The 13,757-nt window shown below is 41.9% G+C and carries 13 protein-coding genes and 1 pseudogene; all 14 read right to left on the reverse strand.

Annotated elements, in window-relative coordinates:
* Positions 1-327 precede the first annotated feature (327 nt).
* Positions 328-1,308 (reverse strand): ABC transporter substrate-binding protein, encoded by a 981-nt coding sequence (locus JRI46_06575; protein MBW2039246.1) that lies wholly within the window; start codon positions 1,306-1,308, stop codon positions 328-330.
* A gap of 28 nt (positions 1,309-1,336) precedes the next feature.
* Positions 1,337-2,178: pseudogene (locus JRI46_06580) on the reverse strand (class I SAM-dependent methyltransferase).
* A gap of 203 nt (positions 2,179-2,381) precedes the next feature.
* Complete coding sequence (locus JRI46_06585) at positions 2,382-2,939, reverse strand: Slp family lipoprotein (GenBank protein MBW2039247.1); 558 nt, start codon at positions 2,937-2,939, stop codon at positions 2,382-2,384.
* Between the two features lie 53 nt (positions 2,940-2,992).
* Complete coding sequence (locus JRI46_06590; protein MBW2039248.1) at positions 2,993-3,424, reverse strand: YbaN family protein; 432 nt, start codon at positions 3,422-3,424, stop codon at positions 2,993-2,995.
* Positions 3,425-3,428: 4 nt separating this feature from the next.
* On the reverse strand, positions 3,429-4,862 hold the full coding sequence (locus tag JRI46_06595; GenBank protein MBW2039249.1) for a heme anaerobic degradation radical SAM methyltransferase ChuW/HutW: 1,434 nt from the start codon (positions 4,860-4,862) through the stop codon (positions 3,429-3,431).
* 52 nt (positions 4,863-4,914) lie between these two features.
* Positions 4,915-5,538: a hypothetical protein gene (locus JRI46_06600; GenBank protein MBW2039250.1), complete on the reverse strand. Its 624-nt coding sequence runs from the start codon at positions 5,536-5,538 to the stop codon at positions 4,915-4,917.
* Positions 5,539-5,772: 234 nt separating this feature from the next.
* Entirely contained in the window at positions 5,773-6,063 is a 291-nt protein-coding gene (locus JRI46_06605) for a DUF4491 family protein (protein MBW2039251.1), read from the reverse strand.
* 71 nt (positions 6,064-6,134) lie between these two features.
* Positions 6,135-6,533, reverse strand: coding sequence for a hypothetical protein (locus tag JRI46_06610; GenBank protein ID MBW2039252.1), 399 nt, complete (start codon positions 6,531-6,533; stop codon positions 6,135-6,137).
* A gap of 247 nt (positions 6,534-6,780) precedes the next feature.
* Entirely contained in the window at positions 6,781-7,500 is a 720-nt protein-coding gene (locus JRI46_06615; GenBank protein MBW2039253.1) for a sulfite exporter TauE/SafE family protein, read from the reverse strand.
* Positions 7,472-8,263 carry a benzoyl-CoA reductase gene (locus JRI46_06620; protein ID MBW2039254.1) on the reverse strand — a complete coding sequence of 264 codons (792 nt, stop codon included), beginning with the start codon at positions 8,261-8,263 and terminating at the stop codon, positions 7,472-7,474. The genes JRI46_06615 and JRI46_06620 overlap by 29 nt, the downstream gene beginning before the upstream one ends.
* A gap of 5 nt (positions 8,264-8,268) precedes the next feature.
* Positions 8,269-9,513 carry a 2-hydroxyacyl-CoA dehydratase gene (locus JRI46_06625; protein MBW2039255.1) on the reverse strand — a complete coding sequence of 415 codons (1,245 nt, stop codon included), beginning with the start codon at positions 9,511-9,513 and terminating at the stop codon, positions 8,269-8,271.
* A 95-nt stretch (positions 9,514-9,608) separates the two neighbouring features.
* Complete coding sequence (locus JRI46_06630; GenBank protein ID MBW2039256.1) at positions 9,609-10,586, reverse strand: 4Fe-4S binding protein; 978 nt, start codon at positions 10,584-10,586, stop codon at positions 9,609-9,611.
* Positions 10,587-10,589: 3 nt separating this feature from the next.
* Positions 10,590-11,615 (reverse strand): hypothetical protein, encoded by a 1,026-nt coding sequence (locus JRI46_06635; GenBank protein MBW2039257.1) that lies wholly within the window; start codon positions 11,613-11,615, stop codon positions 10,590-10,592.
* Between the two features lie 408 nt (positions 11,616-12,023).
* Positions 12,024-13,442 (reverse strand): tetratricopeptide repeat protein, encoded by a 1,419-nt coding sequence (locus JRI46_06640; GenBank protein MBW2039258.1) that lies wholly within the window; start codon positions 13,440-13,442, stop codon positions 12,024-12,026.
* Positions 13,443-13,757: the final 315 nt, after the last annotated feature.

Genomic DNA, 13,757 nt, shown 5'->3' on the forward strand with positions numbered 1-13,757 from the left:
GGCATAGGATGTGTTTCAGCAAAGATTTTTGAACCCTCAAATTCAAATATTATCTTGAAAAGAATCTGAGCAACGATAAAAGCGATCGCTGCTTGTGCTTCCATTGAAAATTTGCTTATAAAGCTCATCTTTTACCCTCCTAATCTTTTCCTACTTCCGCCCGATGTCGAGGTCTATCGGGCTCATGGACGTATCCAGTGTGCGTCTACGCACCGACTTGAACCCGATGCGAAGCATGGAATTGGCAATAAAGCCCTGATCGAAGTACATATCCTGATCCATCAGCGCCATAGACATCATGCTGAGCACGTGGATGTCAGGCCTCGTCTATTTATATAGAACCGATATCCACAATCTTAAGATATAGGGATATTCTATGATCCACTCATCGATATAGCCTGGAAGGCTGTACATTTCATAATTTTTGACAGCAGGGACTTCCCTTAATGACGGATTCTTCTTTAAGGCCTTTTGTAAGGCCTTTTCTACAGCAAAAGATTCACCTGTTAGGATGATCACATCAGGATTTGCCTTGGCTATGTCTTCAATATTTCGCAATAAAAAAGATCCCCTTTTAACTTTTACCCCTTCAGGTTTAATAAGGTTCCCCACATTGATGCACCCCATAGGTTTAAGGAAAAACCGGTCTGCATAACCACCTGGAGCCACTACTTGAATAAAGGTATGAGCGCCTTTTGCCACGACGATACCATTGAGTATCAAGACCTTCTTCCCGAGTTTTTCCTTGGGCATTTTGGTCTTGGATCTTTGTAATGCAGTCTTGTAGGCTGTGATTAACTCCTCGGCCTGGGTTTCCCGGTTTAGCAGTTTACCTGTTTGCTTGATGGCCGATTCAATCCCTTCTGAAAAATCAACGAATTCTAATTGCAAGCCCTTCCCTTTGAGCAAGGGGACTATCTTCATGGGGTTGGCCTCAGGCGGCAGATGGATATCAAAATTCACGTTTTTCTCAATTAAGATGCGTTTAATACCCCTCTCTTTGGCCACATTGGCAACAAGGTCTTTCTTCTTAACAATAACCCTCTTTGGGCAACCCAAAAATTGCACTGTAGTCAATTTCTTGGGAATACCGCCCCAGCATCTAACAATCATAGCTTCAGGTACAATGCCCAGGTTGTAAGCGATATCAACCAGCCGGTCTCCGATCATGATGGCCTTTATCTTTTTTCGGCCGGGGTTAAGTTTCACGGCGGAGGCCGGCATTGCCACCAAAGATGATAGGGCGATCAATATAAGCATACTCAAAGCCAATTTAAGTACACTATTTTTTCTCATAATTCTTGACATATTATTCACCTCCCAAGTTTATTCCCTCTCATTTTTCTGGTTCCCACCACATAACAACTGCTTTGTTTTTCTCCCTATATTTGCCGTTTTCTGATTTGTTTAATAAATGGTCTCTTATCCTCCCTTCAACCGCATGGTCAACTTCTATAAATCGCCCAATAAAACTTGCTATGTACCTTATTTCCTCCTCTAAACTCCGCTCAAAGGTGTAATCAAAACATCTAACCATTACTAATCTTCCCCATTCTCGTAGAATTACATAGGCGAAGTAGTCTGCATCTGGCTCAAACTGACCAGTATATTTTTGATTGCTCACCACCTCAAATATCTCCTTTACAGTTTCATCTCTCCCACACGGCTGTATTACTGCACAATACCTTTTCGATGCATCTTCCATTCTCTTTAGAGGTTCTTCGATATCCTCTATTTGCCAGAGGAAATGGGAACAAACAACCAGATCAAATTTATCTTTGATTTCATCGTCGTTAACTTTCCCCCAATTTTCATTAATAATCTCCACATTTTTTAGCTTATCTTCCTTTAAATTTGTCTTTAAATGCCTTATATTCGTTTCAGAGAACTCGATGCCAACGATCCTTTTGACCATCTTTGATAAAGGGATTGTCAATGTTCCTGGCCCGGTTCCAATCTCTAATACCTCAAAATTATTATCTAATATCTCATTCAATATTTCGGTTGCCTTTCTTCCGAATTCGTAATCATTTAACTTGATTCGCCTGGAGAAGTCCTCTGCAGATTTTTTTAAAAGTCATTGTCATAGCTAACTTTCGGTTTTCTCATCCTCTCCTTTCTCATCTCTTTCCACGCATCTTGCCAATTTATGCGATGTTTAAGGTTTCTATTTTTCATTCGAATCTCCTTCCTAAATTTTGAGCTCCTGCTCCTCAGCTAGAGACAAGCATGAGTCGACCCTCCGTTGTTTAGGTTTCAGTAAATCCCTAAGTAGCGGATTCGACCCATGCTTTCAAGCTCTATCTTATTACGGCCAGCACAAATTCTGGTGAGGAGCCAAAGTGTTATTATCCTCTCCTTTTTCGGGCCTACCCTCTGCTTCACCACCACCAATAGGGATACCAGTAAGGGTAATACCCCCAGGGATAATGCCAATAAGGGTAAGGATAATAAACCCTTTCTTCTTTTTCAGGCCACAAGTGGATTTCCTTGACAGAGATCAAGGGATAGGTATAGTCGATTTCACCAAGTCTCTGAACCTTCTTTCCCTGGATCTCTCCGGCTATTGTTACCTCTCTTCCCTGTCTATAGATAGCCACATCTAAGTAACCGGGGTGTAAGGCAAGAAACCTTCCCTCTGATACGTCAACATCCTTTGGCCTTCCTTGCGTGCCAGCAGGCTTTTGAAGCACCTCGATCATGGTCCCTTCTTTCAGGTTCACAGAGCTTATAATCACCCCGCTCCAGAGGACAGTTTTGCCCTTATAGATATCCGGATCTTTCAAGACCACACTTAAGGTGAGTTCCTTTGCTACTTGCTCTCTCAACTGTTTGGAGATCACTGGGGCGCAGCCGGTCAGGGAGAAAAGGCCATAGAGCATAAATATAAGGCCCAAAACTAAAGGCCAGATGCTGGTTTTCTTAAAATTCCTGATCATAATTTCCCTCCTATCTTTTCATTATCCTTTCCGCAAATTTCCATACCTCCTCCTTACTCATCTTTGTCCGGTAAGGAACGGGCGGCTTTTGACCCCGAAGCATCGGGTCGATGCAAGGTTGGAATTCTGAAGATGTGCATACTTACGCCAATAAGGATCAATAATAAAATGATCCTGCCGACAATCTGATCAAGAACGAAGATGCATGAATATCCTATGGTCAATATCAGGAAGGACAGAACTATAAGCTTTTGCCTTAACGAAATCCCCTTACCCTCGCGATAATTCTTGATGTAGGCCCCGAAGCATTTGTTGTTAAGGAGCCAGTTGTGAAATCTCTCTGAACTTCGGGCAAAGCATATAGCGGCAAGTACGAGAAACGGGGTTGTAGGCAAAAGAGGCAAGATTATCCCGAGAGTCCCAATTCCTACAAAAAACATCCCTCCAATTACCAAGCATATTCTAACTGCTCGGCTCCTGCGCATGATTTCATTTGAAATGATTGCCTTCTTCAAGGTCCATCATACCGGGACTGGCTGGATGTTTTTCAAATACTATGGTAAAATAATCAATCAACGCCTGGCAGAGGTTCACCTGCCAGAACTCGCCTGCTAAGGTCAGCTCTATCCAGCCGTCATCCATTTTAATTAGACCAACCCTTTTCCACTGGTCAAGCAATGGTGAAAATATCTCTTCTAAATTGAAACCGTAATATTCCCCAAGCTCTTTTAAATAGCAATGCCCTTGTTCCATCTGCCCCACAAACTCCTTGAATAGATCGTTATGCCCAGGCTGTTTCATGGCCATGGCAATCGGTTTGCTTCCCTGGTCTATCCTTCGATAATAACCATCTAATTCATTTTCCTGGAAAAAGAAGTACCCATTCAGCCAGCCGCCAGCACCAGAACCAAAGGGGACACAAACCTTGCCAGAGAGGGCCAGGGCATTGTAAATATTTCTTTCCCGTGTGGTTCTTCCCCAGTGACTCATAGAAAATCTCCTATATCTGGCCTGCTTCATGATCTCTACCCCTCTTGCAAACATATCCGCCTGCATAGGGATATCTGCTGGTGGCTGGACAATGCCCTTTTTTGCAGCCTGCTCTAATTTTCCCCCTTTATAAATATTGAGCTGATATAAGTCTACCCCATCCAGCCCTAAGTCTGTGTATTGTGTTACGTCTTGTTCCCATATCTCCATAGTTTGATAGGGAAGTCCATAGATCAAATCTATAACTATTACTGCCTGATCAAGGCCATTAAGATACTTAAGTCTCTCTATTATCTTTTCTCTTGGCTCTATGCGGCCCATCTTTCTCCGCACAAAGGTATCAAAGCTCTGAACCCCTATGGAAAAGCGGTTAACACCACCCTCTAAACAGGCAAAGACCTTATCATCTGGAAAATGATAGATCCGCCCCTCAACGGTAATCTCGCAATCATTGGCCAGGGGCAAGGAGTTGCGAATGGCCTTCAAGAGTCTCGAGAGATTTTTGACACTTAAGGCAGTGGGAGTACCCCCTCCAAGGTAAATGGCATGAAAGGGGTGGGATTTAATAAATGGGGCATTGGCCACCATCTCCAATTCCCGTATTACACAGTCTATATAATGGTCTTCCTCTTCAGCTCTATAAGGATTTTGATAAAAGCCGCAGAAAAGGCAATGGGTTTCGCAAAATGGGATATGAAAATAGGCCACTCTTTTTTCTTTCTTTCCCGCTGCGGCCAAAGAGTTACTCCATACTTCTTGAATGGCTTTGGGATCAAGGGGCTGCCCCCTGGCCCCTGGATGCACTGCACTCTTTCTGTCAAAGGCTGCATGCAAAGGATCCCCATTTTCGTTGGCAAAAAACCTCCGCTTTCCCTTTAAGGTCATTTCAGAGGTATAATGGTCAAGCAAACCGATATTAAACTTATCCTTCACCTGGAATCCTCATGACCCTGAGGGGTCACCAATAATCATGGAACTGTAAACCCTACATTTCAACAAAATACATAAGTATACCTAAGGCAATCAGTACTGTCCCTATAATGCCCCTTTCATGATGTTTTAGGAATTGCCATTTGATTTTTTCTATTCCTCTCAGGGCAAGATTTACCATGAGCACCATACCAAGGACAGTTACAATTAGATATATGGCTGAGACAGCAATTATCCCAAGAACACCAGCAGTGCCGGCGGTGAAATAATACACTCCAATAGCTACACATGGTGAAAAAAATAGTGCAGTGCCTAAAGAGGCTATGATAGCGAACTTTTTATGGTTTTTTGTAAAGATTTTATTTTCATCTTGACGTGAGTTTTTAAGACCCAAGAATAGATAAATAATTCCCAATAAAATCAATATCAAAGGAGCTGCGATTTTCGTTACAAATTCATGGGTAGAGGAAAGTTTATAACCGATTATACCAATGATAATGCCAATCAAAATAGTGCTGACTATATGAGGAATGGCAATAAGTGCTGTGATAAAAGATGTTTCTATAGGTGACCACCTCTCAGTTTTACTAATCATGACAATAGGCACCCAATGGTCTGGCATCATTGCGTGAATCACACTTAAAATCGAGGCCCCAAACAAAATAGGTAAAAGTTTCATCTATGTTTACGTAGAAAATAGCTCACAGACAAGAAGGTTCCTTTAGCCTCGATGTCTTTTGAACACCAACTTCAGGGGGCTTCGCCCCCTGAAACCCCCAATAAAGAACACTCCTTTTTGGGGGAGCTTGAGGGGGAGAACCCCCTCAACGAAAGGTCTGAAGTATGAAAAGTCACCATTTTCATCCCTCATGGGTGGCGAGAACCGCCATGGCGGTTAGTTTCCCCATAAATTCTATTTGTCACCTCTTTTTGGATTTTTGGGAAACCATCCTTTTCTGACCCGCTCCTTTTGTTTAAAGAGCTCATATATGCTCCACAAGAGGGCAAATCCAAAAATACCAAGACTGCCGGATAGAAATTTGTTATCCACCAGAAGAGAGATTACAATGAGAAGAGAGCCAATGAAAAAGAGTACTGGCCACCACCTGGTTCCCCAATAATATTCACCCTTCATGACAAGCAGGTGACAAAAGCCAATCGCCAATAGCACAGTAGCACCCAGCATCAGACCATAAACGTTCATTTCAAGCCCCTATCGATTTGGATCTCTTCAATCTGCTTAAAGAACTTCAAAAGTCAAGGTCGATTAATTAATTATTTTGGTCTACGTTTTAACGTCAATTTTTTATGCATAAGAACGGAAAGAATGACTTGTACAAGTGCAAGACATTCAAATATCAGAAGTATCGTGAGTTTCTCCAAAGGAAATTGGAATACTGGAATTCCCATACGGACAGTCATATGGAGAGGGGAGTAAAGAAGTATAAACAATGGGCCTATGAAAGCCAACCAGTGCACAATGGATTTGACTGCTTTTGTATACTCTCTGAAAGAAGCAATTCCGATCCAGATTGTCAGCACTGAAGCAACTAACCCGAGTATTACCCCAGTAAGACAGACAAAGCCACAAAGATAGTAAATCACCTTAGATATGAAGTACAATGATCCAAGCACAACATAGATGAAATATGTCTTCTCTTCTGTAAACTCCATGATTATTCTCCTTTATTCCTCTTTTAGATTACCGATTGCCAATTAGTGGTTAATCCTTTTAGATTTCATGTTTTACTCCTTCAAGGCCAGTTGTTCCGGTTTTTCGAAAAGTTTGGAGACATTTTTGACCATCTACTAATAACTAGCGAGAAGAGCGGCCACGTATACGATACCTTCGTTGCGCATAGATATCTTCAGTCATCTGTAAGGTCTATTTGTCATCTATCTTTTTTAGAAACCATCCTCGTTAAGATATTGCGGAGAAACCACCAAGCAAGATCAATATCATGCCAGAGAGCCTCTGAAACAGCATCCTGTACTGTGGCACCTCGGCCTTTATTTTCTTGGAGAACCAGCCTGCCAGAGCAGAAATAATTACAAGTGGAGAAACTGCGGTGCCGATGCCGAAAAGCGCCATTAAAATGCTACTGGAGATTACTGACGGCATCTGTAAGCTGTAAAGCAGTACAATAACCATTGGCGGACATGGAATTGTAGCGAATGCCATTCCCATAATAAACAAGTGAGTTGTTGGACTGAAGGCAAGATTTGTTGAGAAAAAAACAAACATCTTTGTTTTTTCTTTAGTTTTTTCGCATTTTACGTACCACGGACGTATAATCATTAGCAAACCAATTGAGATTATCACTACACAACAGAGTATTGACCCATATTTAAGATCACTTCCCACATTGATAAACGTTTTACCGATATAACCTGCGGTCAGTCCCAAAATTCCACACATGAAGACCCTTCCAATGGTAAATATAACAAAAGATTTTATTCCATTCAGAGCACCCTCTCTTGATCCCATGATATAAGTACTTACAAATGGAGTACAGGCAACATTACAATAACTTATCCCTGCCCCAATACCGATGAACAGGGCGGTAGAGTAAGAAATTGCAAATTGTGCCAAGAGATTATCATTTAACAAATCAACTTTTCCCCCGTAGATTTCCGGCAATTATGGCAGCCCCGATTGCGCCGTTTAGTTGTGGCTTTCTCGCGACGTAGATATCCATCATCAATTCGTCCTCGAATGCAGCGACAAGACCGGGATTGAGGGCCACTCCACCAGTCAGGAGCAGGTCAGGTTCAAAACTGGCCTTTCTTGCCATCCCTGAAATTCTTTTAGCCAGAGATCTATGGATTCCGGCAATTATGTCCTTTCTATCTTTCCCTCGGGCAAGCAGCGATATCACCTCAGATTCCGCAAATACTGCGCATGTGCTATTAATCTGGCACGGAGTCTTTGCCTGAAGAGAAAAGGGGCCAATCTGTTCAACGTTTACCTCAAGAACACGGGAAAGGACTTCTATAAAACGCCCTGTGCCCGCAGCACACTTGTCATTCATAATAAAATTTTTTGTTTCCCATTTTTCGTCAATGACAATCACTTTGCTGTCCTGACCACCAATGTCAATGATTGTCCTGATCTTACTTCCTTCAGGCGCTGTCCAGATCGCCCCTATGGCATGGGCCATTATCTCACTTACCGTTTCATTCGAAATATCAATTAATCTCCGGCCGTACCCTGTAGAAGTAATGGCAATGATATCCGATGGAGATAAACTTAGATCACTTAGGAGTTCATCAAACATTTCCCTGGACTTCTTACGGCAATCTATCCCGGTAGGGGCAATTTTATAGCCCATTAATGTGCTGTCATTTATAACAGCCACCTTTATGTAAGTTGACCCAGCATCAATGCCTGCATAACATTTCATATAATTTAAGCCTCCTTCATCTTTCTCTTTTTTGAATTTATAATCTCTATAAATGCCTCAATACGTGTTCTGAGCTGTTCAATGTCTTCAGGATTGTAATCCGTTTCTATTCGCAGCACAGGGATATTCTTCTCTTTCATTATCTTTTCTACACGAATCAGCTCAAAGTCATAAACGACGCACCCTTTGAGTACATGGTATATGATGCCATCGATGTTGAATTCTTCAGCCATCTGAAGCAATCGGTAGAGCCTGTCTTCATTTGGTGTAAATGATGGACAGACGCAAGGCATAAGGTACCTGGCAGCAATACCCACCATCATATCCTTCACCGATTTTTCGGTTGTCCCTATGGGATCGTATAGATAACGATTGCCCATACATGTCTCGTCGGTTACGATCACAGCGCCCATCTCTTCGATGAGAGAAGGGATTTTCCAATTAGGAAAGATCATCGGAGAACCGGCAATCAATATGCGCGGGGTATACTCGCTACAAACAAACTGACCTTTATGGTACAGTGCTTCTAATTCATCGTTTAATTCGCTCATTGCTCTTGTCCACTCAAATGCAATATCATAACTATAGGCATTGATGGCAAGCATGGCCTCGCGCCCCAGAATTACAGGCGCAGGCGACTTTCTGATTTCATAGAGCCTGCGTGCCTGGTACCTAGCTCGGTTTATTATCCCGATTGAGTCTTCCAATGCCTTACGCCTGATACGTCTACCTATAAATTTTCTACCTGTGAGTTTTTCGATATTCTTCTTTAAAGTGTAAAGTTGTTGAATCCATTGTCTTCTTGAGCCATCGGTATCCTTGATGTGTGGGACTTCAAGCATCCAAACCTCTGTATAATTGGAAAGTTCCTCACCTAACTTCCTCTTTGCATCACAGGTGGTAGAAACTATGACGGCATCGCACATTTGATATAGAGATATAGGGTTCAAAGAAGTGAAACCCACAGAGGCCTTTACCACTGGGCATGTATCCCGAGGTACAAGTTCATCTCCTATGCAGGACGCCTCATAGCTTCCTCCACAAAGTCGAACAGGTATTGCACCAGCTGCGTAGATCAGTTCTTCAGGGACCGTGATGCAATAAGTGCCAATTATCTTTCTATTATCCCTTCCCTGAAGTTGTCTATATCTTCGCACCTGGTTTTTAACAAATGCATCTCGCATTATGTTGATAAAGTAGTATATACCCGCTGGCAGGTTAGAGTTATTATCTAATTCTGCAAGCATCATTTCTGCTGAATGGGCAAGATTGCGGCTAAAACTCTCTTTCCGTCCTTGCAATTGACCAGTTTCCTTAATCAATTCTTTTTGGATTATCTCTTTATTCATTGATATGGTTCCGAAACTACTTGATGTTTTTCTTCAGGAAATCCCGAGGTGATATGCTGCCTGGAGAAAAACCCCTTACTACTTGACTTATAAATCGTTCTACCAAAGAAGGTTGCTCTCAGCGTTTCATCTTCAGGGCAATATTCCACGCATCGCAAGCACAGGGTACAATCAGTGAAAGTTACATCCTCGTTTTTACGCTCTGTTAGTAAATCTTTTATCTCCATAGGGCAGACATTGTAACATATTCCGCACATGGTACATTTCTGGCAATCTTTTTTGAGTTTTATGAAGCTAATTTTCTTGTAAAAAGAAAGGAATAAACCCATTGGACAGTAGGGACACCAGAACCTCCTTTTTAGCAATGCGCCAAAGATAACTACACCTGAAAAGATGAGCCCCAGGACTGACATAATGATGGTGGTAGTGCTCTTAAAATTAACAGCTACATCAACAGTGTCCCCGAGGATAAAGGGAAGAATATATTTTCCCGGACACAACTGGCAGAATGGTTGGCGTAAATCCATGGCAATGGATTTTCCGAAGAAAGGAAAGGACACCCAAAGAGGTATAAGTAAGGCGATGAATAGAAAGATCCACTTTACACAACTGAGTTGTGCACGAAGCTCTTCAGGAAAACTTATATAGCCAAGGTGTAGCTTTCTCCTGATTAAGTCCAGGACATCTTGAAAAAATCCCAATGGGCATATCCATCCACACCACGCCCTGCCAATAACAATGACTAAAAGTGAGAAGTAAAGGAGGTACTTTCCGAGAGACTTGTATGCCTCCCAGTACCCATGATCAAGTAGGTGTTGAAGAACCCACAAAAAACAGGTTCCACTCCTCGATTCAACATAAAAACAGGAGAAGGTTGGCAGAAAATTGCCCAGAGAAAGGGCTGCAAGGCCTCCAAAACTCAATACAAAAAATGATACGGTCAGTGTTATCCATCTAATTTGTGAAACTGTCATGTCTTAATCTTTTTTTATTTTATATCCATCAAATTTAGTAATAGCCCATCTATCTCGCCTTTGCTTAAGGTAGATTGTCCCGACAACAACAACAACAAACAAACCTGTTCCCAATACAGCCCAAAGAATAAATCCTTTTGCCTTGCTTAGCCATTCGGGCGGAGGCTTTACCACAGACATCACAAGGCTTGAACAATGATATTCCCCTGTTAGTGGGTCCTTATGAGTTACTACGTACAGGTATTTCTCATCTTTTTTCAAGCCTTCGAGAGGAGTGATTAAAATTATGCCATCAGAATCAGTTCTGATGCTTTTCCTCCAGCCGCTTTCAGTCAGAATAGCGACCTCTGTATCTCCAAGTGGCTGGCCTCTATAAAAAATCTTCATTTTGTGCTCTTTGAGGGCTGTTTGATAGCTACCCATGAAAGGGCCTCCCCCTACTCTCTTTTTAGCTATGAACGGCCCTATTTCCAAAGGAAATTCCTCCTCCATACCTTTGAAGAAGACATCCGGTTTTGGGTCAATACGACCACCTCGTTTAAAGTGATATACAAGTTGTTTCGAATAGAAATGAACCTTCTCACTCTCACCATCTGAATCAAAATCCATAACCTCGGCATCTACATGAGCGCCGATAAGATAAAGTCCTCTAATATCTGTTGGCAATGTAACTTCTAAACTCTTAGAATCCAAATTGACCTGCGAGACAGCGCCTTCAGGGTTTCTGATCCATACGGTTGCTTTATTGCCCTTAACTGCCTTGGCAATAGCACTTTCCTCCTTAGTTCCCAGTGGAAACTTGCCCCGGCGCAGGATTAGCGACTTTGGCCTTTCAAAGGCAGCGACTATCTCCTCCCTGCTCAAAGTAGCACCAACATGCCTGTTGGGGGATTTAACCTCCCACCAGAGTGACTCTGCAGGTTCTGCCGCTTTTGCGGCGGAACCTGCTACCACGAACGTAGCCAATAGAAATATGAACCATTTTTTCTTGTCCATCTTCTCAGCTTCTTTCTTTCCGAAGGACTTCATCAGGCACATATCCTAATCGGGCGAGTCAGGTCATACAAGACCTGACCCCACCCGATTAGGGTAGTGGGGAGATAGATGTCCAAATAAAAATCCAAAATTTATTGTAAACTTTTGCCTCTATCTTAGGTGCGATGACCATTACTTAAACTAATTTTATCTCTTCTTCCTGCTCCAATATGACCAGTCCATTTTTAAAATTGCCTACGCATTTGCTATATTAGGCCTTTGCTTTATCTTTCTTAGATAATCTTCCACGTCCAAAGTTCCACACTAAACCAGCGCAAAGGACTGCCAAGACACTAATATGGGGCCACAGGCGGCATAGCCCTGTGCAACCACTGATTTGTCCTTTTGTAAGTACACTTATCGGGACACACATTGTTCTCTCACCCCCTCTCTAAGAAAAACTCAAAGTTCGGCTAATAATTTTTGTGTTTTCTCTATTACTCTATTGTTTCCTCTTTCTTCAGCAAGTTTTATTGTTATTTGAAAATACTCTTTCGCTTTTTCCTTATTTCCCATTTTAGAGTAGGTAATTCCAACATTCTTATGCGCCTCTAAATAAGAATTCCAATAATAAACTCTTCGGTCGGTTTTCTCTTTTAAGCTTATTACCTTTTTGAAATCAGAAATGGCTTTATCATATTGCTCAAGTTCTATATAGCATAATCCTCTTTCTTGATAATTCGTGTATCCGTTTCTGCCTGTCTGAATTCTCTTACTCAATAATTCAACTGCTTTTTGCAATTGTTCTTTTGCTTTCTCCATTTCCCTGCTTTCTTTATACGCTTTGCCCAACCATCTCCGTAGCGATTCTTTACTCCCGTGACGAAGGGGCAAATCTAATGCCCTTTTTAGATTGGCAATTGCTTTATCATATTCGCCAAGACCATAATGGCACTTTCCAAGTGTAGAGTAATAATTTGAGTCCTTTTTTGAACCCTCTAATTCAATTTTCTTATTAGCATATCTAATTGCTTCTTCGTATTGCTCCAGTTCTAAATTTATAATAGCAATATAAGTAAATGCAGCATCATTGTCTGGTTCTAACTCTATTACTTTCTTGAAATCAGAAAGTGCTTTTCTAATATCTATAAAGTTCATATAATTTCGTCCTCGGCTATAATATACACCTGCCAGCCCTTTAGAACCTACCCTAGCTATGATTTCCCTTTCGTGCTGGAGTGCCTTATTATACAGTTTCTCTGCTTCTTCCCAGTTCCCATATCTATAAATAGCATTAGCTTTTCCAGCCAGTGCCAGTACATAAGAGTTGTTTAATTCAATCACCTTGTCAAAATCTGCAATTGCCTTATTATATTTATCTTCATCTTCAGCACTAAAGGGCTTACTGTAGTAATGCACAAATTTGTTATAAGCAAGTCCACGGTTGTAATAAGCATCCACATAATCCGGATCCAATTCTATGGCTTTACTAAAATCAGAAATTGCTCTTTTGTATGGGTCTTTGTTGCCCCAGGAGCCCTTTTTAAAATATGAAAGCCCTCTATTGCAGTATGCCACTGCGTAATCTGGTTTCAATTCTATGGCTTTATCGTAGTCCGAAATCGCTTTCTCGTATTCCTTAAGTCCGGCATAGGCAAGTCCCCGGTTGTTGTACAGGGATGCATCATCAGGATTAGACTCTATCGCCCTGGCATAGTTTTCGATGGCCTCCTGGAAATTCCCCTTTTTATACTCGGCAAGTCCCGAATCGCTGTATTTCCATTTATACTGCGTGCTTACCAAAGACCAGACCACCAACCCCATAAGGATTACCAACACTATCCCTATTAGATTCCTCTTTTTCCTACCTTTCTTTCCCATAGTTTTATCCTTCTTGTGAATTTAAGAGACTCTCTTATTTGGACTTCTCTTCTTCCATTGACTTCTTTTCCTCGTCCGTTGATGGAGGCCCCTCTTGTTCGACCACATGACACGCTCCGGCAGCGAAGACGATGATATAGGGCACCTCTGGCTTGTCACTTGTCAATGTTAAGCTCGCCAAAGACCTTTATCAGGCACATCTTCTTCTTCGGGCGGGTCAGGTCATACAGGACCCTAACCCGCCCGATTGGGGGGTGAAGAAGTCCTAAACCGTTGATCTTTTATTCCCTCACTCCAGTTTGAAGACGATCTCCA

Source organism: Deltaproteobacteria bacterium, assembly GCA_019308925.1.
Taxonomy (GTDB): domain Bacteria; phylum Desulfobacterota; class B13-G15; order B13-G15; family RBG-16-54-18; genus JAFDHG01.